Source organism: Burkholderia sp. MSMB617WGS (assembly GCF_001532025.2).
Classification (GTDB): Bacteria; Pseudomonadota; Gammaproteobacteria; order Burkholderiales; family Burkholderiaceae; genus Burkholderia; species Burkholderia savannae.
The window spans coordinates 1,626,040-1,650,645 of the sequence record NZ_CP013458.1; the positions used below are offsets into that span (position 1 = coordinate 1,626,040).

The 24,606-nt window shown below is 66.8% G+C and carries 21 protein-coding genes and 1 pseudogene; 14 read left to right on the forward strand and 8 right to left on the reverse strand.

Features of this window, described 5'->3' with window-relative positions; all coding sequences use genetic code 11:
- Positions 1–10: 10 nt before the first annotated feature.
- The gene (locus WT60_RS27850) at positions 11–1,120 is read right to left on the reverse strand and encodes a potassium channel family protein (RefSeq protein WP_038744149.1); all 1,110 of its coding nucleotides are present in this window, start codon (positions 1,118–1,120) and stop codon (positions 11–13) included.
- A 187-nt stretch (positions 1,121–1,307) separates the two neighbouring features.
- Complete coding sequence (locus WT60_RS27855; protein WP_038744147.1) at positions 1,308–2,636, reverse strand: FAD-binding oxidoreductase; 1,329 nt, start codon at positions 2,634–2,636, stop codon at positions 1,308–1,310.
- 232 nt (positions 2,637–2,868) lie between these two features.
- Between WT60_RS27855 and WT60_RS27860 the strand changes: the two genes are divergently transcribed.
- Together WT60_RS27860 and WT60_RS27870 are read left to right on the forward strand one after the other, a co-directional pair.
- Positions 2,869–3,723, forward strand: a complete 855-nt coding sequence (locus WT60_RS27860; RefSeq protein ID WP_038744145.1) for a helix-turn-helix domain-containing protein — start codon at positions 2,869–2,871, stop codon at positions 3,721–3,723.
- A gap of 649 nt (positions 3,724–4,372) precedes the next feature.
- Positions 4,373–6,046 carry an ATP-dependent helicase gene (locus WT60_RS27870; protein ID WP_038744142.1) on the forward strand — a complete coding sequence of 558 codons (1,674 nt, stop codon included), beginning with the start codon at positions 4,373–4,375 and terminating at the stop codon, positions 6,044–6,046.
- A gap of 125 nt (positions 6,047–6,171) precedes the next feature.
- Here the strand turns inward: WT60_RS27870 and WT60_RS27875 are convergent, their stop codons facing one another.
- Positions 6,172–7,728, reverse strand: a complete 1,557-nt coding sequence (locus tag WT60_RS27875; protein WP_082759479.1) for a methyl-accepting chemotaxis protein — start codon at positions 7,726–7,728, stop codon at positions 6,172–6,174.
- Positions 7,729–7,959: 231 nt separating this feature from the next.
- Between WT60_RS27875 and WT60_RS27880 the strand changes: the two genes are divergently transcribed.
- On the forward strand, positions 7,960–9,474 hold the full coding sequence (locus WT60_RS27880) for an MDR family MFS transporter (protein ID WP_038744140.1): 1,515 nt from the start codon (positions 7,960–7,962) through the stop codon (positions 9,472–9,474).
- 34 nt (positions 9,475–9,508) lie between these two features.
- On the opposite strand, the gene WT60_RS27885 is transcribed toward WT60_RS27880, so the two are convergent.
- Complete coding sequence (locus tag WT60_RS27885) at positions 9,509–10,732, reverse strand: hypothetical protein (RefSeq protein WP_145986889.1); 1,224 nt, start codon at positions 10,730–10,732, stop codon at positions 9,509–9,511.
- Between the two features lie 342 nt (positions 10,733–11,074).
- Here WT60_RS27885 and WT60_RS27890 point away from each other — a divergent pair, with 342 nt between their 5' ends.
- From WT60_RS27890 to WT60_RS27930, 8 genes are all read left to right on the forward strand, one after another.
- Positions 11,075–11,644 (forward strand): GNAT family N-acetyltransferase, encoded by a 570-nt coding sequence (locus WT60_RS27890; protein ID WP_038744211.1) that lies wholly within the window; start codon positions 11,075–11,077, stop codon positions 11,642–11,644.
- Between the two features lie 27 nt (positions 11,645–11,671).
- Complete coding sequence (locus tag WT60_RS27895; protein WP_038744137.1) at positions 11,672–12,529, forward strand: MerR family transcriptional regulator; 858 nt, start codon at positions 11,672–11,674, stop codon at positions 12,527–12,529.
- Between the two features lie 124 nt (positions 12,530–12,653).
- Complete coding sequence (locus tag WT60_RS27900; protein ID WP_059582495.1) at positions 12,654–13,637, forward strand: sulfonate ABC transporter substrate-binding protein; 984 nt, start codon at positions 12,654–12,656, stop codon at positions 13,635–13,637.
- Positions 13,638–13,792: 155 nt separating this feature from the next.
- Positions 13,793–14,449 carry a lysoplasmalogenase gene (locus WT60_RS27910; RefSeq protein ID WP_060356569.1) on the forward strand — a complete coding sequence of 219 codons (657 nt, stop codon included), beginning with the start codon at positions 13,793–13,795 and terminating at the stop codon, positions 14,447–14,449.
- Between the two features lie 239 nt (positions 14,450–14,688).
- Positions 14,689–16,278, forward strand: coding sequence for an NAD(P)/FAD-dependent oxidoreductase (locus WT60_RS27915; RefSeq protein ID WP_060356570.1), 1,590 nt, complete (start codon positions 14,689–14,691; stop codon positions 16,276–16,278).
- Between the two features lie 26 nt (positions 16,279–16,304).
- Positions 16,305–17,234, forward strand: a complete 930-nt coding sequence (locus WT60_RS27920) for an SDR family NAD(P)-dependent oxidoreductase (protein ID WP_038744131.1) — start codon at positions 16,305–16,307, stop codon at positions 17,232–17,234.
- Positions 17,231–18,145, forward strand: coding sequence for a metal-dependent hydrolase (locus WT60_RS27925; RefSeq protein ID WP_059582496.1), 915 nt, complete (start codon positions 17,231–17,233; stop codon positions 18,143–18,145). Before WT60_RS27920 ends, WT60_RS27925 begins: the two co-directional genes overlap by 4 nt.
- A gap of 11 nt (positions 18,146–18,156) precedes the next feature.
- Positions 18,157–19,092, forward strand: a complete 936-nt coding sequence (locus tag WT60_RS27930; protein WP_038744127.1) for an alpha/beta fold hydrolase — start codon at positions 18,157–18,159, stop codon at positions 19,090–19,092.
- Here the strand turns inward: WT60_RS27930 and WT60_RS27935 are convergent.
- The 3 genes from WT60_RS27935 to WT60_RS27945 form a co-directional block, all read right to left on the reverse strand.
- Positions 19,050–19,607: a putative glycolipid-binding domain-containing protein gene (locus WT60_RS27935; protein ID WP_038744125.1), complete on the reverse strand. Its 558-nt coding sequence runs from the start codon at positions 19,605–19,607 to the stop codon at positions 19,050–19,052. The genes WT60_RS27930 and WT60_RS27935 overlap by 43 nt on opposite strands.
- A gap of 265 nt (positions 19,608–19,872) precedes the next feature.
- Positions 19,873–20,727 carry an arylamine N-acetyltransferase gene (locus WT60_RS27940; RefSeq protein WP_059646713.1) on the reverse strand — a complete coding sequence of 285 codons (855 nt, stop codon included), beginning with the start codon at positions 20,725–20,727 and terminating at the stop codon, positions 19,873–19,875.
- A 116-nt stretch (positions 20,728–20,843) separates the two neighbouring features.
- Positions 20,844–21,557 (reverse strand): hypothetical protein, encoded by a 714-nt coding sequence (locus WT60_RS27945; RefSeq protein WP_060356571.1) that lies wholly within the window; start codon positions 21,555–21,557, stop codon positions 20,844–20,846.
- Between the two features lie 486 nt (positions 21,558–22,043).
- On the opposite strand from WT60_RS27945, the gene WT60_RS27950 reads away from it, so the two are divergent.
- Positions 22,044–22,268, forward strand: a complete 225-nt coding sequence (locus WT60_RS27950; RefSeq protein WP_038744118.1) for a hypothetical protein — start codon at positions 22,044–22,046, stop codon at positions 22,266–22,268.
- 197 nt (positions 22,269–22,465) lie between these two features.
- Here the strand turns inward: WT60_RS27950 and WT60_RS27955 are convergent, their stop codons facing one another.
- Entirely contained in the window at positions 22,466–23,767 is a 1,302-nt protein-coding gene (locus tag WT60_RS27955; RefSeq protein ID WP_038744117.1) for a cystathionine gamma-synthase family protein, read from the reverse strand.
- Here WT60_RS27955 and WT60_RS35765 point away from each other — a divergent pair.
- Positions 23,747–23,943, forward strand: a pseudogene (locus WT60_RS35765) (hypothetical protein). The gene WT60_RS27955 and the pseudogene WT60_RS35765 overlap by 21 nt on opposite strands.
- A 16-nt stretch (positions 23,944–23,959) precedes the next feature.
- Positions 23,960–24,439 (forward strand): Lrp/AsnC family transcriptional regulator, encoded by a 480-nt coding sequence (locus WT60_RS27965; RefSeq protein ID WP_038744207.1) that lies wholly within the window; start codon positions 23,960–23,962, stop codon positions 24,437–24,439.
- Positions 24,440–24,606: the final 167 nt, after the last annotated feature.

Here is a 24,606-nt window from a genome sequence, read left to right on the forward strand (position 1 = left end):
AGCGCCGGGCTCAGTCCGTCGGGGCGATGCCCGCGCGCTCCATCGCGCGCGTCGACTGGATCACGACGAGCGTATCGCCCGCCTCGATCCGGCACGGCGAATCTTCGTAGAACGACAGGATCTTGCCCGCGCGGTCGAGCCCGACGACGAGCGCGCCCGTCACCTCGTTCGACATGCAGCCGATCTCGTGCGCGGCGGCCGGCCGCTCGACGAGCGTCGCGCGGCCGCGTGTCGACAGCATGTCGTTGACGAACGGCACGATGTAGCGGCTCGCGACCGCATCGGCGAGCAACAGCGCGCCGATCTTCGTCGACGACACGATCACGTCGGCGCCCGCCTGCCGCAATTGCCGCTGATACAGGTTCTCCTGAATCCGCACGACGATCTTCGTATCGGGCGCGATGCTGCGCACGGACAGCGTGAGCAGGATCGCGGTCGGATCGTCGGTGACCGAGATGATGACCGCCTTCGCGCTGCGCACCTGCGCCTGCTGCAGCAGGTCCTCGTGCGCGGGGTCGCCGCAAAGCCCCGTCACGCCGAGCGCGGCGGCCGCCTCGAGCGCCTGCTCCTGCGAATCGATGACGATCAGCGTCGCCGGATCGACACCGCTTTCGAGCAGCTCGCGCACGGCGATCGAGCCGCTCAGCCCGTAGCCGCAAATCACGATGTGATCGCGCAGATTTTTTTGCAGGCGCTTCATGCGGAACTCCTCGATGACCCGTTGAATCACGAATTGATAAGCCGTGCCGAGAAAAATGAACCAGATGCCGATGCGGATCGGCACGATGAAGAACGCGTCGATGAGCCGCGCGCGCGCGGTGACGGGCACGATGTCGCCGTAGCCGACCGTCGCGACCGTGACCATCGTGAAATAGACGAGATCCGCGATGCTCATCGGCACGCTCTTCGTCGAGTCGCGCAGGCCGTCGCGATCGAGATACAGCACGAGGAACGCGAGCGTGCACAGGCCGACGACGAGCGCGAGGCGAAACGTCAGCGTGCGCAGCGGCGACGCGGCGGGCCGCGTGAACAGCGTGCGCGCACGCGGCGCCGTCCACGGCGCGCGCGCGCGGCGCAGCCGAAAGCGCAGCGACTTGCGATGATCGGATGGCGACGGCAAGTATTTTCTCCAGAACGGGGCGTCGCGATTTTACGCCGCGAAACGCCGCCGCGCGCGGCGCAAACCGTCGTCGCGCGGCGTGCGCCGCGTGCGAACGCCCAAGGTTTGACGATCTTTGACGTGCGCCGCGCCGACGGCGACGCCGCCGTTATCATGATGGCCGTCGCGCGCGCTCCTCTCGCCGACGTTACAGCATGCTCGTCGGCCGCCGCATCGTGCCGTCGACGAAGCGCGCCGCGCGAAACGCGGACAGATCGAGCGACGTCGCGCCGGTGTCGACCCACTCGGCGAGCAGGCGGCCGACGATCGGCCCCATCGCGAAGCCGTGCCCGCAGAACCCGGTCGCGACCGCGAGCCCGTCCGGCGTGCGCGGCGCGTCGATCACCGGAATGCCGTCGGGCAGCACGTCGATCAGGCCGGCCCACGCCTCGACGATCTGCGCGTCGCGCAGCGCCGGAAAGATCGCCTTCAGCTTCGCGAGCGCGCGCGGCGCATGAGCCGGATTCGGCTGCGGATTCGGATCGCGCGGCTCGATCGCCGATGCGCGGCCCGCGACGCGCGTCGTCAGATCGCGCCACGCCGCGCCGTTCAGATGGAAGCGGAATTTCTCGCGCTGCGCCCACAGCTCGGGCAGGAACAGGCTCAGCCCGCGCAGATGGCCGAGCGTGACGTCGACGTCGACCTGCATGTCGTCCGCGAGATTGATCGCGCCGTTCGCGCGCTGCCGGATGCCGAGGCCGTGCCCCCAGATCGTCGACGCGGACACGGCGGGCAGCGCGTTCGTACGCATGCAGGTGCCGCGCACCGCCTGCTGCGGCAGCCGGATGCCGACGCCGTCCAGCAGGCGAAAGCTCGTCGCGCCCGCTGCGCAGATCACGCGCCGCGCCTTCACGACGCCGCGCTCGGTGACGACGCCCGTCACCGCGCCGCTCGACGTATCGATCGCGGTCACGCCGCAGCCTTCGAAGAAGCGCGCGCCGGCTTCGGCCGCCCGCGCGGCGAACGCGGCGGCGACGCGGCGCGGCTCCGCCTGGCCGTCGCTCGCCGTGTAGAGGCCGCCGAGCGCGGGCGCGGCGAGGCCGCTTACGCGCGCGTCGATCTCGGCGCGCGCGAGCGTGCGCGTGTCGAGCCCGTGCGTGCGCGCGATGTCCGTCCATTGCTGGAACGACGCCCAATCGTCGTCGTTGCCGGCGATATAGAGACAGCCGCCCTGCCGCCATTCGAGATCGGCGTCGAGTTCGCGCTCGAGGCCTTCCCATAGGCGCATGCCGGCCATCATCAGCGGCACTTCGGCGGCTTCGCGGCCCTGCTGGCGCACGAAGCCCCACGCGCGCGTCGACTGCTGTCCCGCAATGCGGGATTTGTCGAACACGACCGCCTTTATCCCGCGCAAACCGAGATAATAGGCGGCCGCGCAGCCCATGATGCCGGCGCCCGCGATCGCGACGTCGGCTTGCGACGGAAACGGCTCGTCGGCGCGAGCGAGCGTGTTGTAAAGCGGATAGGTCGTGGTCATGTCGGTAGTTCTGACGAAAGCGCCATCGGCGAAAACCCGTCACAGTAACTTGAGGAAACACCTTTCACAGAAAAACGCACACTAGTGCGCAGGACGAACTTTGTTTTGCGGTAAAGTTATCTTTCTACGCGTGGCCGGTCGGCTCGCCTCATCCGACGGCATCGAACGATGCCGTACCGTGCGCCATCCGGCGCTCCGTTCTGAATTATTCGAACCGATCCGTTCCCGCAGTATGGCCAACGAAGCAATCACCACGGATTCCCTTGCGGTCGCCGAGCGCGTGCGCGAGCTGATGACCCGACACGGCATCGGCAAGCGTCAGCAGACGACCGAGCTCTGTCGCATTCTCGACCTGAGTTTCTCGCAAGGGCATCGCAAACTGCGCGGCAGCAGTCCCTGGACGCTCGCGCAAATCAAGAAAGTCGCCGAAGCCTACGGCGAGCCCGCCGCGCAGCTGTTCGGCGCGCAGGCGCTCGACCCCGGCATGGTCGGCGCATGCGCGCGCGACGCGGTGCTGTATGCGGGCATCGCCGAGATTCCGTGCACTGCATGGATCGGCGGCCTGCTCGACTCCGGCGCGCGCCCCGAGTTCGTCGCGTACGAGCAGCAAGGCCGCTGGCGCGTGCTGCGCCACACGGGCGTGCTCTACCAGAACGCGTACGACGTTCACAAGATCGAAATCTATCCGCGCCGCGCGGAAAGCGACAGGCTGCTCGTCGCCGTGATCGACGCCGACAGCGTGAGCGCCGACGAAGTCTGCCGCTATCTCGACGAGCAAGGCTTCGTGACGGCCCGCTTCGGCAGTGTCGGCACGTTCGTCGACGCGCTGCAGGGCCAGGCGTTCGACGCCGTCGTCACCGAGTGGATGTTCGACGGCCGCAGCGCCGCCGACGCGATCCAGGCCGTGCGCGCGTCCGACAATCCGGGCGCGCCGATCTTCGTGCTGACGGGCGATCTGCTGACGGGCCGCGCGAGCGAGACCGAAATCAGCGAAGTGATCCGCGTCTACGACGTCGTCTGCTACGAGAAACCCGCCCGCATGGCGATCCTGAGCGCCGATCTCGCGAAGCGTCTGTCGCGCGCGTGACGACGAAAGCGCGCGGCATGCGCGCCGGCCCGCGGATGTCGGGCATGCCGCGGCGGCCGTCGCCGCGACGAATTTTGAGATTGCGCCCCTTTCCGTGAAATCGCGACGTTCGTCGCCAACTCATCGCACCTCACTTCGCATTCGCGCCCGCACGGCTTGCGTCGCCGTTCCACGTCGTTCGATTCCCGTCCCGCTTGCGGCTGGTCGCGTCGATCGGCGCGCGCGCCCCGCGCCGCGCCGGCAGCGCCCGCGCGTCGAAACGCCCACATCGACGATATGTCGCGCACATGACATACCCGCTTCGATCGACACGATTATTCGTCCGTCGACATGCGGCCGTCGCCGCATCGAATTCGATCCGCCGCGTGTGCCGCTGCGCGCCCCGCCGCGAGCGTGTGCGTGACGCCTGCGCGCCGACTTCATCGCCGGCACCCGGGCGCGCCGCCGCGAACGCGCGCCCGACGAACGCGCATCGGCACATGCGCGCGTCGCGCATGCAAGCCGATTCATGTCGACCGCGCTCGCCCGCCCGTCGCGGGCCCGACCCGCCGCGCATCCTGCGAACCGAACCGCCGTGCGCCCGCTGCGCACGCGTCTGCGTACAATAGCCGGCGATCCTTGCCCATCGCACGCACTGCCAGGACCCGACATGGCCCGCATCATTCCCGAAGACTGGAAGAATCTCGCCGCCACGGGCGCGGCGCAACGCGAGCGCGAAACGCTCGCGACGCTGGAGCGGACGCTGCCCGACGCATACACCGTCTACCACGGCGTGCACTGGACGCGCGCCGACCAGAATTTCTCGGTATTCGGCGAAGCGGACTTCGTGATCGTGAGCCCGGCCGGGCGCGTGCTCGTGATCGAGCAGAAGGCGGGCTTCCTGCGCGAGACGCCGAAAGGGCTCGTCAAGGTCTATCTGCAGACCGAACGCAACGTGTCGATCCAGCTCGCACGCACGCTCGAAAACCTGCATCGGCGGCTCACCGCCGCGCTCGGCGCGGGCGCGTACGGCGTCGAGGAACTGCTGTATTGCCCGGACTACACGGTGAGAAATCCGGCGATCGCGGGCGTCGCGCCCGCGCGAATCGTCGACGCGACGCGCAAGCACGAACTCGCCGCGCGCATCGTCGACGCGCTGCCCGCCGACGAGCCGCCCTTTCCGAGCGCGGCGAAAATCCACCATTTCCTCGCCGACGAGCTGTCGCTGACGCCGGACACGAGCGCGCTCGTCGGCCAGGCGGACACGCTCGTCACGCGGCTGTCGGGCGGCCTCGCGGCCTGGGCGCGCCGGCTTGAGTTCGCGCCGTTCCGGCTGCGCGTGATCGCGACCGCGGGCTCCGGCAAGACGCAGCTCGCCGTGCAGGCGATGCGCGACGCGATCGCGGCGGGCAAGCGCGTGCTGTACGTGTGCTTCAACCGGCCGCTCGCGGATCACGTCGCACGAATCGCACCCGGGGGCGCGAAGATCGCGAACTATCACCAGCTCTGCGACTGGGTCGCGCGCGACGGCGGCCACGTCCCCGATTTCGGCGCGCGCGACGCATTCGGGCAACTCGAGACGCGCTTCGCGCAGACGCCGATCGCCGAGCGCTGGCAGTTCGATACGCTGATCGTCGACGAAGGCCAGGACTTCCAGCCGCCGTGGGCGGACGCGCTCGAGCGGCTCGTCGCGCCGGGCGGCGCATGGTGGTGGCTCGAGGACCCGCTGCAGAATCTCTACATGCGCGACAGCGTGCCGCTGCCCGGCTGGGTGACGCTCAAGGAAACGACGAACTACCGCAGCCCGCGCGATATTCTCGATTACGTGCGCGACGTCGTCGGCGGCGTCGAGCCGCTCGCCGCCGAACTCACGTCGGGCAGCCCGTTCGGCGGATCGGAGATCGCGATCTCCGCGTACGACGCGACGGACGCGGAATCGGCCGCGCAAGCGTGCATCGACGCGACGAAGCGCGCGATCACGCAGGCGCTCGCGCTAGGCTTTCGCAAGCAGGACATCGCGGTGCTCTCGTTCAGGGGGCGGGAGGGCTCGGCGTTCACGGCGCTCGACCAGCTCGGCCCGCACCGCGTGAAAAGCTTCACCGGCAAGTACGACCTGTTCGGGAATCCGGAATATCGGGAAGGCGACGTGCTGCTCGATTCGATCTATCGCTTCAAGGGGCAGGCGGCGCCGTGCGTGATCCTGACCGAAGTCGACTTCGACGCGTTCGACGCGCGAGCGGCGCGCAAGCTGTTCGTCGGCGCGACGCGCGCGACGATGAAGCTGATCGTCGTCGCGGCGCAGCGCGCGGCGCAACGGATCGCGCCGTCCGCGCCGTCCGCTTGACGGCGTCGACGCCGCATTCGCGCCGGACGCGGCCGAATCGCTTCGGCTGAGCAACGCGCGTGGATCGGCCGCCCATGCGGGCCGCATGGGCCCGCGATCGGCCGACGCGGGCCGACACTAAAACGTCAGACGACGACGCGAAACACGCCGACCGTGCGGCGCAGCCCGTCGGCCTGCTCTTCGAGCGACGCGGCGGCCGCCGCCGCCTGCTCGACGAGCGCCGCATTCTGCTGCGACACCTGATCCATCTGCGACACCGCGCGGTTCACCTGCTCGATGCCGTCGCGCTGCTCGTTCGACGCGGCCGAGATCTCGGTCATGATGCCCGTCACGCGCGCGATCGCGCGCTGGATCTCCTGCATCGTGTCGCCCGCCGAGCCGACGAGACGCGAGCCCGTCGCGACCCGCTCGACCGATTCGCCGATCAGCGCCTTGATCTCCTTCGCCGCCGACGCCGAGCGCTGCGCGAGCGTGCGCACTTCGCCCGCGACGACCGCGAAACCGCGGCCCTGCTCGCCCGCGCGCGCCGCCTCGACGGCCGCATTGAGCGCGAGGATGTTGGTCTGAAACGCGATCCCTTCGATCGTGCCGATGATGTCGGCCACCTTCTGCGAGCTCTGGTCGATCTCGGCCATCGTGCCGACCACTTCGCCGACGACGGTCGCGCCCTTCGTCGCGATGTTGGTCGCGCTGTCCGCGCAGTTCTGCGCCTCGCGCGCGTTGTCGGCGTTCTGCTTCACCGTCACGGTCAGCTGCTCCATGCTCGCCGCCGTCTGCTGCAGCGCGGCCGCCTGCTCCTCGGTGCGCTGCGACAGGTCAGTGTTGCCGGCCGCGATCTGGCGCGTCGCGGTCGCGATCGATTCGGAGCCGTCCGTCACCTTGCGCACCGTGTCCGACAGGCTGCGCTGCATCGTCGTCAAGCCGCTCACGAGCTCGGCCATTTCGTCGTGCGACGTCCAGTGCAGCTCGCTCGTCAGATCGCCGTCCGACAGGCGGCGCAGGTGCCCGAGAATCCGCACGAGCGGCTGCGTGATCGCGAAGTGCAGGCCGATCGCGCAGCCGAGACACGCGACGAGACCGAACACGATCAGGCCGCCGAGCGTCAGCCGCAGCCAGCCGTACATCTGCTCCGCGTCGTCGTACGCCGCCTTGCCGTACGCGGCGCGCGCGTCGGCGAGCGCGGTCGTCGCCTTCGTCCACGCGACCGACAGCGGCGGCGCGGCCATCATCATCAGGCGATCGGCGTCGTCGTGGCGGCCCGCCTTCAGCGCGTCGATCATCGGCTTGATCGCCTCGTCGACGAGCGCGCGGCGCGCCGCGTTCGCCTGCGCGGCGAGCGCCTTTTCGTCGTCGCTGCGGGGCAGCGCGTCATAATCGCCCCAGCCGCGGTCCGACGCGGCCAGGTATTGCTCCGCCTTCGCGATCGTGTTCGCGGCGTCGGGCGCCTCCGGATGCAGGATCACGCGGTCGAGCGTCGTGCGCGTGATCGCGAGATTGAGGCTCGCCGACGCGAGCGCCGTCTTCGCCGCGAGCTGGCGCGTATAAGCGTCGTCGAGCGCGGCGTTCGAGTTCTGCATGCTGAAGAAACCGATCACGCCCGTGATCGTGAGCAGCGCGGCGACGAGCCCGAGCGTCGAGAAGATCCGGGTGCGAATCGAAAAACGGGAGAAAAAAGCGTTCATGACCAGGGAGAGTCGCAAATGGTAGCCGCCGGTTTGGGGGACAGTCGCCGGTATTACGGCCCGGCTTCCGAAAACTTGAGACGCCTCGCGGGGTGCGGCGACATGCCGCCCCGCCCGAACGCAGCCGTTACGACTCGTAACCGATGGAAATCTTTGTGACGAAGCAGATATTGACTAGTCAATCGATTATTTCTACATTCCGACTCGCTCCCAACGACAATGCGACTCCCCATGCATACCGACTCCTCCGCGCCGCCCGACCACGCCGATGCCGGAGGCCAGCGCGCATCCGTGCGGCTCACGGTCGCCGCGCTGCTGCTCGTGCTGCTGCTGTCGGCGCTCGATCAGACGATCGTGTCGACCGCGCTGCCGACGATCGTCGGCGAGCTCGGCGGCCTCGAGAAGCTGTCGTGGGTCGTCACGGCTTACCTGCTGTCGTCGACCGTCGTGCTGCCGCTCTACGGCAAGCTCGGCGACCTGTACGGGCGCAAGATCGTGCTGCAAGCGGCCATCGTGCTGTTCGTCGTCGGCTCGGCGCTTTGCGGACTCGCGCAGGACATGACGCAGCTGATCCTGCTGCGCGCGCTGCAAGGGCTCGGCGGCGGCGGGCTGATGGTCGTCACGATGGCCGCGATCGCCGACCTGATTCCGCCCGACGAACGCGGCCGCTATCAGGGGATGTTCGGCGGCGTGTACGGCATCGCGACGGTGATCGGGCCGTTGCTCGGCGGATTTCTCGTCCAGCACCTGTCGTGGCGCTGGATCTTCTACATCAACCTGCCGCTCGGCGCACTCGCGTTCGCGGTGATCGGCGCGGCGTTCAGGCCGCACACCGCGCACGTGCGGCACCGGATCGATTACGCGGGCGCCGCGTTCCTCGCGACCGCGCTCACCTGCGTCGTGCTGTTCACGAGCCAGGGCGGCACGATCCTGCCGTGGTCGTCGCCGCAGTTGTGGTTCACGCTCGCGTTCGGCATCGTCGCGACCGCGGGCTTCGTCTACGAGGAACGTCTCGCCGCCGAGCCGATCATGCCGCTCGAGCTGTTCCGCCATCGGACTTTCGTGCTGTGCAGCCTGATCGGCTTCGTCGTCGGCCTCTCGCTGTTCGGCTCGGTCACGTTCCTGCCGCTCTATCTGCAGGTCGTCAAAGGCTCCACGCCGTCGGAAGCTGGCATGCAACTGCTGCCGCTGATGGGCGGCATGCTCGTGACGTCGATCGCGAGCGGGCGCCTCATCACGAAGCTCGGCAAGTACCGCCTGTTCCCGATCGCGGGCACCTTCGTCGCGGGCGCGGCGATGCTGCTTCTCGCGACGCTGTCGCTCGACACGCCGCTGCGCGCGATGTATCTGTACATGGCGCTCCTCGGCGGCGGGCTCGGGATGGTGATGCCCGTCATCGTGCTCGCGGTGCAGAACACCGTCGAGTTCCGGCACCTCGGCGTCGCGACGTCCGGCGCGACGCTGTTTCGCTCGATCGGCGGCTCGCTCGGCGTCGCCGCGTTCGGCGCATTGTTCTCGAACGGGCTGCATGCGCGGCTCGCGGCCGCGCTGCCGCCCGACACGGAGCTGCCGCCGTCGCTCGGGCCGTCGGCGGTCCGCCAGTTGCCCGACGCCGTGCGCGGCGCGTATCTGCACGCGTTCGCGAGCTCGCTGCATTCCGTGTATCTGTGGGCGGCGGCGGTGATCGCGATCGCGTTCGCGCTCGCGTGGTTCGTCGAGGACGTGCCGTTCAGGAAGCGCGCGTGATTCGAGCCGACGGCGCGCGCGTCGGCCCGATCGATCACTTCGCGCCCTTCTTGCACGGCTGCGGGAAGAATTTCAGCTCGGCGCCGACGCGCAGCGCGTACACGATGTTGTCGTCGTCGAGGAACGCGACCCGCGCGCCGGCCGGCACGTCGCACGGCGCCTTCTCGTACATTTCGAGCTGATAGATCGACTGCTCGGCGGTCTGCGTCATGAAGCGGTCGTAGTCGACGAGCTTCTGCTTCGCGAAAAAGATCACGATGCCGACAAAGACGAAAAAGCCGACGAATCTGAGAATCCCGGTGATCACTGGATACGCGCTTTCGTCCTGTTTAATCAGGCCGGCGGAAAAGAAGGCCTTGGCCTTCGCGTCCATCGCGAAGAAAAAGAAGCCGTAGACCGGCAGAAACAGCACGGACGCCGCATACAGCGTCATCAGGATCAACAGCCCGATGAACGGGATCGACAGAATCGCGACGAAGATTTCCGTATGAGGAAACTTCGACGGATCGACGCCGGCGATGCCGTTGATCCGCAAATTCGCGAGCGCGATCGACAGATTCGTGAGGCCCGTGAACGCGAGCAGCAGCAGGCCCTTGCCGATGTGCGTCGCGTAGATCCGCTTGTAGAGCGTCAGCGCGTCGTAGACCATCCCCGCGAACCAGAAGACGATTGCGAGCATCAGCAAGCCGACGAAGTTCCACCAGCGATGCAGCGGAAACGTCACGAAGTACAGCAGCACCGCGAGCGCGCAATTCAGGTAGAGCCTTTGCCCCGTGTCGAGCTTCTGATAAGTGCCTTGCAGCCACGTGATCGCGCGATACAGGCGGGGCATCCGCACGCCGGCCCGTGCGGCCGGTCGGCCGGGCGTGGACGAAAGCTCGGGCGATGCGGCCGGAGCGGCCGGAGCGGCCTCTTCCGTCGAGCCACGCATGCCGGTCGAGCGAGTGGAATCGGTCGAGTCGATCGGCGCGGAAGCCGGCGCAGCCGCCTCGGTTGCCGCGGGTGCCGTGGTTTTCGTGGGCGCAGCGGTTGCAATCGCGGGCCTCGGTTGCGACTCCAACGATCGCGCGGGTTGCGCCCGCAGCTCCGGCACCACATTCGTCGCAACCTCTGCGGTTGCGACATCTTCATGCGCGTGCCGCACGCCATGTTTCGATTCAACCGATCGCGAAACGGGCTTCGCTTCTCGCGCGCCGGACGTGCGGCGCGCGTCGGTCTTCTTCTGGAAATCGGCGGGCCTCGTGTTTCGCTTGTTCATCGTGTCTTGATTATTCGGCTCGCCCAAATCGTCGCGAGCATTTTTTCATTACGCATTCGTATCGAGCGACGGCGTCCGCTTTCGTCGTTATCGTCGCTTTCGTCGCTACGCTACGCGCCTCGGAACGGCTGCGGATTATAAGATCGCCGGCGGCTTCGGACGCAACCGTCGAGGATCGCCGATCGAATGCGTTTCTCGGCGGCCGCGATCATCGCGACGCGCATCGTCATACATCGCACGCATCGTCCGCAATTCCGGCGCGCTGCGATCGAAGCGCTCGCTTTGCGGACATTTTTGAATGCGAGCATAGTAACGATTCCGCCATTCCCGCCCCGTTTTGCAATGAAGACATCCGGCGCTCCCGCCCTTTCCGCCGCGATCGTTCGCGACGCCACCGAGCAGGACCTCGCAGCGATCCAGGCGATCTACGCGCATCACGTGCTGACGGGCGTCGCGTCGTTCGAGGAGACGCCGCCGTCCGTCGACGATCTGCGCGCGCGGCGCGAAGCGGTGCGGCGACACGGCCTGCCGTATCTCGTCGCGGAGCTCGACGGCATGGTCGCGGGCTACGCGTACGCGACGCCGTACCGGCCGCGCAGCGCGTATCGCTATGCGATCGAGGATTCGATCTACGTGAACGACGCGTGCCGCGGCCGCGGCATCGGCCGCGTGCTGCTCGCCGCGCTGATCGAGCGCTGCGAAGCCGGCCCCTGGCGGCAGATGATCGCGGTCATCGCGGACGGCGGACGCGGCGGCTCGACGTCGCTGCATCGCGCGCTTGGCTTCGAGCCCGTCGGCACGCTGCGCGGCGTGGGCTTCAAGCACGGCCGATGGATCGACACCGCACTGATGCAACGCGTGCTCGGAGACGGCGCGCGCAAGCCGCCCTCCGACGACGACGCCTCGCACTGAAGCGCGCGGTCGCGCTAAAATCGTCGCATGCCGAAATCGAACTCAACCACCCCCGCCGACGCCGCTCCGGACGCGTCGACGTTGAACGAATACACGGTCGACGAGCTCGCGCGCGTGTCGGACACGACGGTGCGCAACGTGCGCGCCTATCAGGATCGCGGCCTGCTCGCGCCGCCGCGCAAGCGCGGCCGCGTCGGCATCTACGACGATACGCACGTCGCCCGCCTGAAGGTCATCAATCACCTGCTCGCGCGCGGCTACACGCTGTCGAACATCCAGGATCTCATCAAGGCGATCGACGACGGCCACGACCTTCGCTCGATCCTCGGGCTCGAAAACGCGATCGGCGGCCGCTGGTCCAACGAGCGCCCGCAATCCTTCTCGCTCGCGCAGCTGATCCAGATGTTCGGCCCGCAGACGCCCGCGTCGCTCGGGCGCGTCGCCGAGCTCGGCCTGCTCGAGCGGCGCGGCATGTCGTTCGTCTCGAAAAGTCCGGCGCTTCTCGAAGCCGCGGCCGCGATGGTGCGCGAAGGCATTCCCGCGCGCGAACTGCTCGACGCGATCAGCATCACGCGGCCGTATTTCGATGCGATCGCGCGCGTGCTCGTCGAGCTCGTCGTGCGCCGCCTCGACCGCTACGACGAAGGCTCGCTGCCGCCGCCGACCGACGTGCCGGCGCTCGTCGACGCGATCTGGCGGCTGCGCCCGCTGTCGTCGGTGTTCGTCGAGGGCGAGATGAACCGGGCGCTCGAAGCGGCGTCGAGCGCGTACCTGGGCGGCCGCGTCGCGACGATCCTCGACAAGAAGCTGAGCTCGCAGGCCGCGCGCGACCGCGAATCCAAGCTCGAGCGAGCGGCGGCGAAGGACACGCCCAAGAAACGTTAGGCGCGCACGCGTCATATTGATATCGGCAATGCTTGGTTCGCGCGGGCGGCTGCCCGTGCGACGATTTCCCGACCCGAGCGGCGTGCGCGCCGCTCGCTTCTTTTCAACGTCGTGGAGATTGCCGATGATTCGCCCTGCCCGCTGGATTCCCCGAACCGTAGCCGCCGCGCTCGCGTCGCTCGTCGCCGTCGCCGCGTTCGCGCAGGACGACGCGGGCGGCAAAGTGTTGCGCGTCGGCTACCAGAAGGCGGGGCTGCTCGCGGTCGTCAAGGCGCAGGGCTCGCTCGAGGCGCGCGTGAAGCCGCTCGGCTATGCGGTCAAATGGTTCGAGTTCCCGGCCGGCCCGCAGTTGCTCGAGGCGCTGAACGCGGACAGCATCGACATCGGCTACACGGGCGCGCCGCCCGCCGTGTTCGCGCAGGCGAGCGGCGTGCGCTTCGTCTACGTCGGCGCGGAGCCGCCGTCGCCGCACAACGAGGCGATCGTCGTGAAGGCCGATTCGCCGCTGAAGACCGTGGCCGACCTCAGGGGCAAGAAAATCGCGCTGCAGAAAGGCTCGAGCGCGAACTACCTGCTGCTCAAGGCGCTGCAGAAGGCTGGCGTGCGCTACGACGAAATCCGCCCGATCTATCTGCCGCCCGCCGATGCGCGCGCCGCGTTCGAAAGCGGCACCGTCGACGCGTGGGTCGTCTGGGACCCTTACTACGCAGCCGCGCAGCAGGCGCTGAAGGCGCGCACGCTCGCCGATTACACGGGCCTGCCCGCCGCTTATAACTTCTACGAGGCGACGCGCGAATTCGCGACACGTCACCCGGACGTGGTCGGCGCGGTATTGCAGCAACTGCGCGAAACCGGCCGGTGGGTCAACGCGCATCCCGCCGAGACCGCCTCATTGATCGCGCCGAAGATCGGGCTCGATCGGGCGCTCGTCGAAACCTGGGTGAAGCGCGTGCCGTACGGCACGACGCCGCTCGACGAGAAGATCGTCGCGTCGCAACAGGGCGTCGCCGACGCGTTTCACGCCGCGAAGCTGATTCCGCAGAAGCTGACCGTCGGCGACAACGTCTGGACCGAGCGCGACGCCGCCGCCGCGCTCGCGGCGAAGTAGGCGCGACGCCTCGCCCGCAGCCCGGTTAGAAGGATTCGTCCGTCCCCGATAACGCCTTCTTGCCGATAATGGACGGCCGCGCGGACATTGAGCGTCGCCCGAGACGCCGCACCGCGCACCCGACGACACGCTGCGTGCGAGGAGACCGTCCGACCATGTTGTCCAACCTGCCCGCGCGCACGCGCGGCTTCTGGCTCGCCGCCGCGCTTGCCGCATTGCTGTACGGGCTGTCGCTCGGCCATGCTCCCTATCCCGGCCAGCCCGCCGCCAAGGCGGCGCTCGGCGTCCTGCTGTTCGCCGCGGCGTTGCGGCATTCGCCTGCGCGCGAGCGCGCGTGGCTCGGCGCCGCGCTCGCCGCGTCGGTGCTCGGCGACGTGCTGCTCGCGCATCCCCAATGGCCGCCGTCGTTTATCGCCGGCCTCGGCGCATTCCTGCTCGCCCATCTCGCCTACTGCGCGCTGTTCGCGCCGTGGCGCGCCACGCCGCGCGGGCCGCGCGCGATCGCGCTCGTCGCGCTGTGGATCGCCGCCGCCGCGCTCTATGCCGCGTTCCTTCCCCATCTCGCCGCGCTCGCGGCGCCCGTGGCCGTCTACGTCGCCGTGCTCGGCGCGATGGCGAGCCTCGCGCTTAGCGCACGCACGCCCGGCCCGCAGATCGCGGCGGGCGCGCTGGTGTTCGTCGCATCCGATGCGCTGATCGGCATCGATCGTTTTCTCGGCGCGTTCAGCGGCGTCGATTATTTCATCTGGTTTTTTTATGCGGTCGCGCAATTGACCATTGCGTTCGGCGTGTTGCGGCGCAAAACGAACTAATCGAATTCGCATCGCAATCCTTAATTTATTAGGGACTGCGAGCGATTCCGCAACGCAACATCAGAATTCCGCGCGGCGCCGCGCTTTTTCTCGCACAAGCCCATCCGGCGGGCTTCGGCATCCGTTGAATCCCGCGCTTAGAGGGCTATGTCTACCCGGCTTGCGGTTTCGGTTTTCACGAACTATTGTTACATCCATCAATGTAACAGTAAAAAATGAGCCCAAATGGAGACGCTTGGATGAACGCGCGCAATATGTCCTTCGGTCCACTCGACAGCACAAATCACGAAGAAACCATCGATATCGCCATCATCGGCACCGGCTTTTCCGGGCTCGGCATGGCGATTCGCCTCCGGCAGACCGGCAACCAGGACTTCGCGGTGTTCGAAAAAGCCAGCTCGGTCGGCGGTACCTGGCGCGACAACCACTACCCCGGCTGCGCGTGCGACGTCCAATCGCATGTCTATTCGTTCTCGTTCGCGCCGAATCCGCGCTGGACGCGGATGTTCGCGCCGCAGCCGGAAATCCGCGCGTACATGGAAGACTGCGTGCAGCGCTTCAACGTCGGCTCGCACCTGCGTTTCAATCATGAACTCGTCAACGCGACCTACGACGAAACCGCGCATCGCTGGCGCCTGACGTTCGAGAACGGCAAGCGCGTATGCGCGCGCGTGCTCGTGTCGGGCATGGGCGGGCTGTCGCGCGCGGCGTACCCGAACATCCCCGGCATCGAGACGTTCAAGGGCGAAGCGTTCCACTCGCAGCACTGGAAGCACGACTATCCGCTCGAAGGCAAGCGCGTCGCCGTGATCGGCACGGGCGCGAGCGCGATTCAGTTCGTCCCGCAGATCGCCCCGCGCGTCGCGAATCTCGCGCTCTTCCAGCGCACCCCGCCGTGGATCATGCCGAAGCCGGACCGCTCGGTCAGCGGCTTCGAGCAGTGGCTCTTCCGCAATCTGCCGTTCACGCAGAAGCTGATGCGCGGCGGCATCTATTGGATGCTCGAATCGCGCGTGCTCGGCTTCGCCGTGCATCCGTCGACGATGAAGCTCGTGCAGAAGCTCGCGCTGCGCCACATCAGCCGGCAAATCTCCGAGCCGGAACTGCGCGCCGCGGTGACGCCCGACTACACGATCGGCTGCAAGCGAATCCTGATGTCGAACGACTACTATCCGGCGCTCACGCGCAAGAACGTCGACGTGATCACGACGGGCATCGAGCGCATCGAGGAAAACGCGGTCGTCACGACGGACGGCAAGCGCCATGAAGTCGACTGCCTGATCTACGGCACGGGCTTCCAGATCAACAACCCGTTCCCGCGCGGCACGATCGTCGGCCGCGGCGGCGTCGACGTCGTCGACGCATGGCGCGACGGCCTGCACGCGTATCTCGGCGCGACGGTCCCCGGCTATCCGAACTGGTTCATCCTGATGGGCCCGAACACCGGCCTCGGCCACAACTCGATGGTGTACATGATCGAATCGCAGATCGAGTACGTGCTCGGCGCGCTGAAGGCGATGCGCACCGAGCGCGCCGAGGCGATCGAAGTGCGTCCGCTCGTCGAGCTCGAATACAACAACCGCATCCAGAACAAGCTGAAGGGCACGGTCTGGTCGACGGGCGGCTGCAACAGCTGGTATCTCGACCCCCGCACCGGCAAGAACACGACGCTCTGGCCGACCTTCACGTGGCGCTTCCGGCAGGAAACGGCGTTCTTCTCGATGGCCGACTATCACGCGTACTACGCGAACCCGCGCCAGAACGGGCAGCCGGCCCCCGCGCTGCCGAACCCGGCTGTCGCGCAGACAGCCGCCGAGACGACCGCCTGAGCCCCGAACCCACACGAGCCTACGACATGAAATCCTTCTCCAACAAAGTCGCTGCGATCACGGGCGCGGGCTCCGGCATGGGCCGCTCGCTCGCGGTGCAGCTCGCGCAACAGCAATGCCACGTCGCGCTCGCGGACAGGAACGCGGCCGGCCTCGCCGAGACCGAGCGGATCGTCCGCGCGCTCGCGCCGTCGGTGCGCGTGACGACCTGCGTGCTCGATGTCGGCGACCGCGCCGCGATGCACGCATGGGCCGACGAGACGGCCGCCGCGCACGGCCGCGTGAACCTCGTCTTCAACAATGCGGGCGTCGCGCTGTCGAGCACGATCGACGGCATGGAATACAGCGATCTCGAGTGGATCGTGAACATCAACTTCTGGGGCGTCGTGCATGGGACGAAGGCGTTCCTGCCGTATCTGAAGGCGTCGGGCGACGGGCACATCGTCAACACGTCGAGCATTTTCGGGATCTTCGCGCAGCCCGGCATGAGCGGCTACAACGCGACGAAATACGCGGTGCGCGGCTTCACCGAATCGCTGCGCCAGGAGCTCGACTTGATGAAGAGCGGCGTGTCGGCCACCTGCGTGCATCCGGGCGGCATCCGCACGAACATCGCGCAATCGGCGCGGCTCGCGCAGAACATGGTCGGCTTCATGGTCGAGAGCGAGCAGCAGGGCAAGGAGGATTTCGAGAAGTTCTTCATCACGACGGCCGACGAAGCGGCGCGCGTGATCTTGCAGGGCGTGCGCAAGAACAAGCGCCGCGTGCTGATCGGCCGCGACGCGCGCGGCGCCGACTGGCTCGCGCGCACGCTGCCCGCCGCGTACCAGCCGCTCGTCGTGCTCGCGACCAAGCTTCAGAGCGCGCGAGCGCGCCGCCGTGCGGGCCGTGCAACGCCGGCGCCCGCGCAGGCAACCTACAACACCGCTGGCAACCAGGGAGGAGAGCAATCATGACGACACCGCATATGATGCCGGTCCGGCGCGACATCCGCTTCGCGCTGCCCCCCGACCGTGTCTACGACTGGCACGTCCAGGGCGCGCCCGTCACGCACTTCATGAACGCGCTGTCGCTGCTGTTTCCGGCGGGCGAGCGCTTCTTCATGGATTCGGTGCGCAACTACCGCGACCAGATCCACGACCCCGAGCTGAAGAAGCAGGTCGCGGGCTTCATCGGCCAGGAAGCGATGCACACGCGCGAGCACATCGAGTACAACGATCTGCTGCAATCGGCCGGCCTGCCCGCGCACAAGCTCGACAAGCGCCTGTGGGCGCTCCTCGGCTGGGGCAAGAAAGTGCTGCCGCATTCGATGCAGCTCGCGATCACGATCGCGCTCGAACACTACACGGCGATTCTCGCGAACCAGCTGCTGTCGGGCCACGAACACCGGATCGACGGCTCGGTCGAAGGCTACAAGCAGATGTGGATGTGGCACGCGATGGAAGAAACCGAGCACAAGGCGGTTTCGTACGACGTGTGGACGGCCGTGATGAAGCCCGGCGTGAAGACCTACCTGCTGCGCACGGGCACGATGCTGCTGACGACGCTGATCTTCTGGACCGTCGTGTTCGATTTCCACGTGCGCCTGATGTTCGCGCACCGGATGCGCCACGGCAAGCTCAAGGGAATGTGGCGGCTCGTCAAGTATCTGTACAGCCCGAAGAACGGCGTGTTCGCGAACATCGCGCTCGAATGGCTCGACTACTTCCGGCCGGGCTTTCATCCGTGGGACCACGACAATCGCGTGTACCTGCAAGACCTCGACGCGCTGCTCGCGAACATCGACGCCGCGAACGAGCGCTACGCCGACCAGGTCGCGCCGCGCCGCGTGCCGCTGCACTCGTCGCCCGCGCATCAGCACGCGTAAGCGAACGAGCGATGGCGTCCGTTCGCGACACGCTGACGGTCCGCTCGGGCGACGTGCGCCTTGCCGTCTACCTGAGCGGGCCGCGCAACGCTCCGCCCGTGATTCTCGTGCACGGTTATCCGGATTCGGCGCGCGTGTGGGAACGCGTGCGCGAGCATCTCGACAAGCGCTTTCGCGTGATCGCGTACGACGTGCGCGGCGCGGGCGCATCGGATGCGCCGAAGCGCCGCGCCGACTACAAGCTGAGCCTGCTCGCGCAGGATCTGCTCGCCGTCGCCGACGTGACGTGCGGCGATCGCCCGTTTCACCTCGTCGGCCACGACTGGGGATCGATTCAATGCTGGGAAGCGGCGACCGATCCCGCGATCAACGGCCGGCTCGCGTCGTACACGTCGATCTCGGGGCCGTGCCTCGACCACGTGTTTCGCGCGCCGCTCAATCTGAAGCAGACGCTGAAGTCGTGGTACATCGCGTTCTTTCATCTGCCGCTCGTGCCCGAGCTCGTGTGGCGGCTGGGCGGCGCGAAGCTGTGGCCGCTGTGGCTGCGCAAGACCGAGCGCATCGCCGTCGACGCCGATCCGGATCAACTGCGCAACGGCCTGAACGGCCTCAAGCTCTACCGCGCGAATTTCATCGAGCGCGCCCGTCGGCCGCGCGAGCGCTACGCGCAGGCGCCGGTGCAGATCATCGTGCCGCGTTACGACCGGTATGTGACGCCCGCCCTCACCCGCCATCTCGATCGCTGGCTCGGCGCGCATCGCCGCGACGAAATCGCCGCATCGCACTGGACGGTGATTCGCGACGCGGCGCTGATCGCCGCGCGAATCGGCCGGTTCGCGACCGCGCACGAGCCGAAGCGGCATGCGGCCGCCGCCGCGAAATCCGGCGGCCAGCAGCGGGCGAATCAGCGCGCGTCGGCCGGCAAGCGCCTGAAAAGCGCTTCGTAGTCGAGCACGAGCCCGTCGCGATCGATTTCCAGTTGCGCGGTGAAGCCGCTCGCGACGCTTTCGTAGCGATAGACACGATCCGGCTCGATGCATCGGTACGCCTGTCGCATGCGGCCGACCGTCAGATCGGGGATCGAAATATAGACGACATCGATCGGCCGCCGCTCGTCGCGCGCGAGCCTCAGACGGCGGATCGGCAGCGTGTTCGTATACGGCGTCGCGGCGATGTCGACGTCGATGCTCCCGTCAAGCATCGCGAGCGGCTCGTCCGCCCCGTTGCGCCAGCGGCCCTCCCCGTCGCCGCGCAGCTCGAGCGCGCCGCCGCCCATCACCGTCACAATCACGTGCTTCGCCCGCCAGCCCTCGTCGCAGACGACGCGATAGGCGACACCATACGCACGCCCTTCGTCGCGCCCGACGACCACGCTCTCCGCGATGCTGCCGAATGCGTGTCGCTCGAACGCCAGATGCTCGATCCCGTCGTGCTCGAGCGACGCCCAACGCACTTCACGCATCGGATTTCTCCTCGATTGTCTCTGTTTTGTCTCTAACCTTCGATCGCTTGCGCCAATGCGCGCGGGCGAACATGGATGCGTTCGTCGTCGCGCGAGTGCCGTGCGTCGCTTTGCGTCGGCGGCCTCATGCGCTTCGTGACGCCAAACGGCGCAGCGGCCTTCATCGGCATTCGCAGCACACGCGAGCCCATTCACTGAGTCGGTCCGCGCCTTCGGCAAATAGCATCGCGCCCCAACTTACCTGCGTCCGGCCGGCAACGCCGATTCAAGTCGTCTCGTCGCTCTCGCGCTCGTCGGCGGCGCGCGCGACCGCCCGCGCGTAGAGCGCCGCCACATCGAATCCGCTCAGGTCGAGGCCGAAGCGCTCGCGCACGCACGCCGCCCATGCGTCGACATCCGGCAGCCGGGTCGTTTGCGCCGCGCCGTCCGTCGTCCGCAGCGTCACCGCATCGTTGAAAAGCAGCGCGCGCGCATCGGGCAGGATTCGGCACACGACGAGGTCGTGCGTGAAGAACGAATCGGGATGACGCGACGTGTACCAGTTCGCGACCTCGTAATCGACCCACTCGACCGGCTTCAGCGAAAAGCGATACAGCGGCTGCCAGCCGGCCGGCGTCTCGCACTCGATTTCGAGCTCGCCCGCGACAGGCGCGTCGACGACGCGAAACGTCCCGTGCGGCGTGGATTGCGCGACGTTCGGATCGAAGCGCAGCGGCGCCGTCAGCGTCGTCGAGCCGAAGCCGACATCGGCGAACCACGTCGCGCCGTCCAGATCGACGCGCAGCAGCATGTGCGTCTGCGGCGTCGACACGTCGGGCGGACGCTGCCAGCGCACGCGCGCGATCAGCGGCGTCACGCGAAAGCCGAGCTGCACGAGCACCGTGTAGAAGAGCTTGTTCTGCTCGAAGCAGTACCCGCCGCGACGCCGCTCGATCAGCTTGTCGACGACCGATTCGAGGTCGAGCGCGACGCGCGCGCCCGTGTACGGATTGAGGTTCTCGAACGGAATCGACTGCGGATGCAGCAGTTGCAGCTCGCGAAGGACGTCGAGCGTCGGCTGCGCAGGTCCGCGATAACCGATGCGGGCGAAATAACGGGAAAGATCGACTGCGTCGCGCATGTAGGCAATCCGAGGATAACGAATCGCGTCACCATAGCATTACGCGGATAACCCCATCCGACGCGGGGAAAAGCGCGCGCCGGCCGTCGCGGCGGCGCGCGCATCGACAACACGCGTTACGGCAGCAGCTTGAGCGCCGCGGATGCGACGGACGGCACCGAAATGCCGTGGCTCGCCGCGAACTGCACGGCCGCGCCGAGCGTGCCGCCGATCGACTGCAACTGGTTCGGCGCATTCTGCGCGATGTACGACGCGGCTTGCAGGTTGTTCGGGTCCAGCCCAGCCTGCAGCAGCGACGCCGGGTTCGATGCGCCGAGATTCCCGAGCCCGGATTGAAGCTGCGAATACTGGGTGACGCCTTCGCCGAGCGACGTGAGGCCGCGGGTGAACGCCGCCTTGTCGACGCCCGCGCCCGGCGCGGCGCCGTTCGCGCCGCCCGATGCGAACGCTTGCGTCAGCGCCTGCGCGACCGACTGCTGCGCGCCGCCGACCTGCGACAGCGCGCCGGGCGTCAGCGCGTTCGCGCCGCCGTTGGTCAACAGGCCCGCAGCGTGCTGCGCCTGCCCGGCCGCGCCCGAGAGCCCCATCGCCGACGCGAGACTCGCTTGGCCGGCAAGCACCTGCTGATTTGCGCCGACGTACGACTGCAGCAACTGCGACATGCCGGATGCGCCGGACGTGCTCGCCTGCTGCGTCGCACCGCCGCCGCCGAGCAGCGATGCACCGAGGCTTTGCAGATCGACCTGTGCGAACGCAGCGCCGCTCGCGAACGCGCCGCTTGCGCAGCAGACGAGCGCCGCGCGCTTCGCGAAGCGATTGATTGATTTCATCGAATCTCCCTGTGAATCCTGCCAGCAGAATTGTCGAGGCGAGCATGCGGCGAATGCAATCACGGATACATATCGAAACGTATTGACGGGCCATGTTGCGGGGACATGCATGCGGCGGCGCCGCCGGATCTGTTGCACGGCACACGCGCGGCGAATCGACGTTCGCCGGCTCGCGCAGTTGAACCGCGATTGAACGGATGTGGCGTGATCGATGACCTGCGGTCCGCGGTCGGCGGTCGGCGGTCGGCGGTCGGCGGCCGAAACCGATGCCGTGCTTGCGGTGACGGCAACTGTTCCATGCGCACGGCATCGCGCGCTCCCGCAGCAAAATTCAACATCTGATTTCTTTCGAATGCCTTATTGAATTCGACACCGCCCCATTTTAAAAAATAGATTAATCGAGCACTCAAAAAACATCGGCCGACGAATTGACCAATCGCCAAAAATTACCTAGGTTAACCACATCGATTACTTGAAAACTTCATTATGGATACCTCAACAATCGACGCGGAAATCATCGCCGCAAAGCTCGTCAGAGAGATATCGCCACACCCGCCTCAATGGATCGTCGATCTGTACGCAGCGACGCTCGTGCCGAAGATCGGCTTCGCCAAAACGGGAGAGGAAATCAAGCGAGTGCAAAAAGACTTCATCGAATCGAGAAACGCGATCATCGCTGCGCTGTCGACGTACCAGTCCCATTCCAATTGACTGGAATGGAAACCGGAGCCGATCGATAAAAATCGATCGACTCCGATCAACGGCGCGCCGCCATCCGTCGAAGCCAAATTCCGGCATTCTTCGGATATCGCGCGACGTTATCGACGAACGCAAACGAGCCCGGCGCGTCGATCGCTCAGGATCACTGACGACGCCGATTCATCCCCCACACACTCGCCGCAGGCGCGTCAGCCGCCCGCCGCGAGGCCGGACCGGCGAAACGCGTTGTCGAGATCGGCGATCAGATCCTCTTCGTGCTCGAGCCCGATCGACACGCGAATCAACCCTTCCGACACACCCGCTGCCTTGCGCGCCGCTTCCGGAACGCCCGAATGCGTTGTCGACGCCGGATGGCAGATCAGCGACTCGGTGCCGCCGAGACTCACCGCCGACTTGAACAGATGCAGCGCGTTGATGAACCGGAACGCTTCGGCGCGGCCGCCGTTCAGCACGAAGGCGAACGTCGAGCCGGCGCCCTCGCATTGCCGCTTGTACACGGCCTGATAAGCATCGTCGACGATCAGCTCCGGATGATAGACGTCGACCTTCTGATACGGATTCGTCGCGAGCCACTTCGCAACCGCCGACGCCGTGCGCGCCGCCTGCTTCATCCGCAGCACGACCGTTTCCATCGAACGGATCAGCATCCACGACGAGTGAGGATCGAGTTGCGAGCCGAACGCGCTGCGCACCGCTCGAACCTTCGCGACGAGATCCCGGCGTCCCGTCACGCCGCCCGCGACGAGATCGCTATGGCCGCCGACGTACTTCGTCAGCGAATACACCGACATGTCGACGCCGTGCTCGCTCGGCTTCTGGAAGATCGGCCCGAGCAACGTGTTGTCGCACACCGAAATCGGGCGATAGCCGTGACGCGCTTCGAACGCGTCGAGCTCGCGACGCATGCCGTCGAGATCGATCAGCGCGTTGGTCGGGTTCGCCGGCGTCTCGACGTAGCAAAGCCGCACGGGGCCCTGCTGCGCGGCGGCCTCGAGCGCCGCGCCGATCGACTGCGGCGACAGGCCGTCCTGGATCGGGTGCGCAGCGACGCCCCATTCGCGAAAGTACTTCGCGATCAGCGTTTCCGTGCCGCCGTACAGCGGCACCGACTGAACCAGTTGATCGCCCGGGCGCAGGAACGCGAGAAAAATCGAGCTGATCGCCGACATCCCGCTCGACGTGACGACGGCCGCCTCGGAGCCGTCGAGCAGCGCGAGGCGATCCTCGACGATCTCGAGGTTCGGGTGATTGAAGCGGCTGTAGACGAGGCCCGCCGCCTCGCCCTGCGGCAGCGGCTTGCGGCCCGACACGACGTCGAAGAAATCGGCGCCGTCCTCCGCCGAGCGGAACGCGAACGTCGACGTCAGAAACACCGGCGGCTTCACCGCACCTTCGGACAAAAACGGGTCGAATCCGTACGACATCATTTGCGTTTCCGGATGCAACGGACGACCGTCGATGTCCTTCTTGTGATAGCTCGAATACGTCATGCGGTGGCTCCTTTTTACGATGAATGCGAAGCGGATCGCCGGCAGGCGGCAGGCCGGGCGCGGCGCCGATCGCCAATCGAATTAGTGTAAAAAAGCTAGCAGGAAATATGCTTTCCATTTCATTCCCGCTCGCCCCTATAATCAAAAGAATCTTTCTTCTTTCATTTTCCTCATAAAAAAATGGCGATCGGCATGAAGCTGGACGAGACAGATCTGAAGATCCTGAAGATCCTGCAGGAGAACGGACGCCTCAGCAACGCGGAGCTGGCCGATCGCGTCGCGCTGTCGGCGGCGCCGTGCTGGAAGCGCCTGCGCCGGCTCGAAGCCGACGGCTTCATCTCGGGCTATCAGGCGATCCTCGATCGGCGCGCGCTCGGCTACGAGATCGTCGCGTTCGTCAACATTTCGCTCGACAGCCACACCGAAAAAACCTGCCGCGCGTTCGAGGCGGGCGTGATGGCGATGCCGGAAGTCGTCGCGTGCCACAACACGACCGGCCAGCACGACTATCTCGTGCAGATCGTGGCGAAGAATTTCGATACGTTCTCGAGTTTCGTGTTGAATCGGCTCCGGTCGTTGCCGGGCGTCAAGGAACTGCTCAGCACCATTTCGATGCGCGAATTGAAATCGACGAGCCGGCTGCCGGCGAACGAATTGAGGATGACGAAGTGAATCTGTTTAATTGGCGCGGCCTACCCGCCCCAAACAATTCAGCATGACAAAATAACTTCGGGTATCGTTCCGCGCCCGTCACCAACAGCCGTCAGTCGGGACAGTCATCACCCGGCTGCGGCCAGAATAGATCTCGCCACTTGCGCAGAGCGACTCTGCGTGCCGCC

Bases quoted from the DNA above. Each gene is read 5' to 3' on its own strand.
- WT60_RS27875 (WP_082759479.1), bottom strand. From the start codon at position 7,728: ATGAACGCTTTTTTCTCCCGTTTTTCGATTCGCACCCGGATCTTCTCG.
- WT60_RS27890 (WP_038744211.1), top strand. From the start codon at position 11,075: ATGAAGACATCCGGCGCTCCCGCCCTTTCCGCCGCGATCGTTCGCGAC.
- WT60_RS27920 (WP_038744131.1), top strand. From the start codon at position 16,305: ATGAAATCCTTCTCCAACAAAGTCGCTGCGATCACGGGCGCGGGCTCC.
- WT60_RS27895 (WP_038744137.1), top strand. From the start codon at position 11,672: ATGCCGAAATCGAACTCAACCACCCCCGCCGACGCCGCTCCGGACGCG.
- WT60_RS27925 (WP_059582496.1), top strand. From the start codon at position 17,231: ATGACGACACCGCATATGATGCCGGTCCGGCGCGACATCCGCTTCGCG.
- WT60_RS27965 (WP_038744207.1), top strand. From the start codon at position 23,960: ATGAAGCTGGACGAGACAGATCTGAAGATCCTGAAGATCCTGCAGGAG.
- WT60_RS27860 (WP_038744145.1), top strand. From the start codon at position 2,869: ATGGCCAACGAAGCAATCACCACGGATTCCCTTGCGGTCGCCGAGCGC.
- WT60_RS27880 (WP_038744140.1), top strand. From the start codon at position 7,960: ATGCATACCGACTCCTCCGCGCCGCCCGACCACGCCGATGCCGGAGGC.
- WT60_RS27885 (WP_145986889.1), bottom strand. From the start codon at position 10,732: ATGAACAAGCGAAACACGAGGCCCGCCGATTTCCAGAAGAAGACCGAC.
- WT60_RS27950 (WP_038744118.1), top strand. From the start codon at position 22,044: ATGGATACCTCAACAATCGACGCGGAAATCATCGCCGCAAAGCTCGTC.
- WT60_RS27900 (WP_059582495.1), top strand. From the start codon at position 12,654: ATGATTCGCCCTGCCCGCTGGATTCCCCGAACCGTAGCCGCCGCGCTC.
- WT60_RS27870 (WP_038744142.1), top strand. From the start codon at position 4,373: ATGGCCCGCATCATTCCCGAAGACTGGAAGAATCTCGCCGCCACGGGC.
- WT60_RS27935 (WP_038744125.1), bottom strand. From the start codon at position 19,607: ATGCGTGAAGTGCGTTGGGCGTCGCTCGAGCACGACGGGATCGAGCAT.
- WT60_RS27940 (WP_059646713.1), bottom strand. From the start codon at position 20,727: ATGCGCGACGCAGTCGATCTTTCCCGTTATTTCGCCCGCATCGGTTAT.
- WT60_RS27955 (WP_038744117.1), bottom strand. From the start codon at position 23,767: ATGACGTATTCGAGCTATCACAAGAAGGACATCGACGGTCGTCCGTTG.
- WT60_RS27945 (WP_060356571.1), bottom strand. From the start codon at position 21,557: ATGAAATCAATCAATCGCTTCGCGAAGCGCGCGGCGCTCGTCTGCTGC.
- WT60_RS27855 (WP_038744147.1), bottom strand. From the start codon at position 2,636: ATGACCACGACCTATCCGCTTTACAACACGCTCGCTCGCGCCGACGAG.
- WT60_RS27930 (WP_038744127.1), top strand. From the start codon at position 18,157: ATGGCGTCCGTTCGCGACACGCTGACGGTCCGCTCGGGCGACGTGCGC.
- WT60_RS27915 (WP_060356570.1), top strand. From the start codon at position 14,689: ATGAACGCGCGCAATATGTCCTTCGGTCCACTCGACAGCACAAATCAC.
- WT60_RS27910 (WP_060356569.1), top strand. From the start codon at position 13,793: ATGTTGTCCAACCTGCCCGCGCGCACGCGCGGCTTCTGGCTCGCCGCC.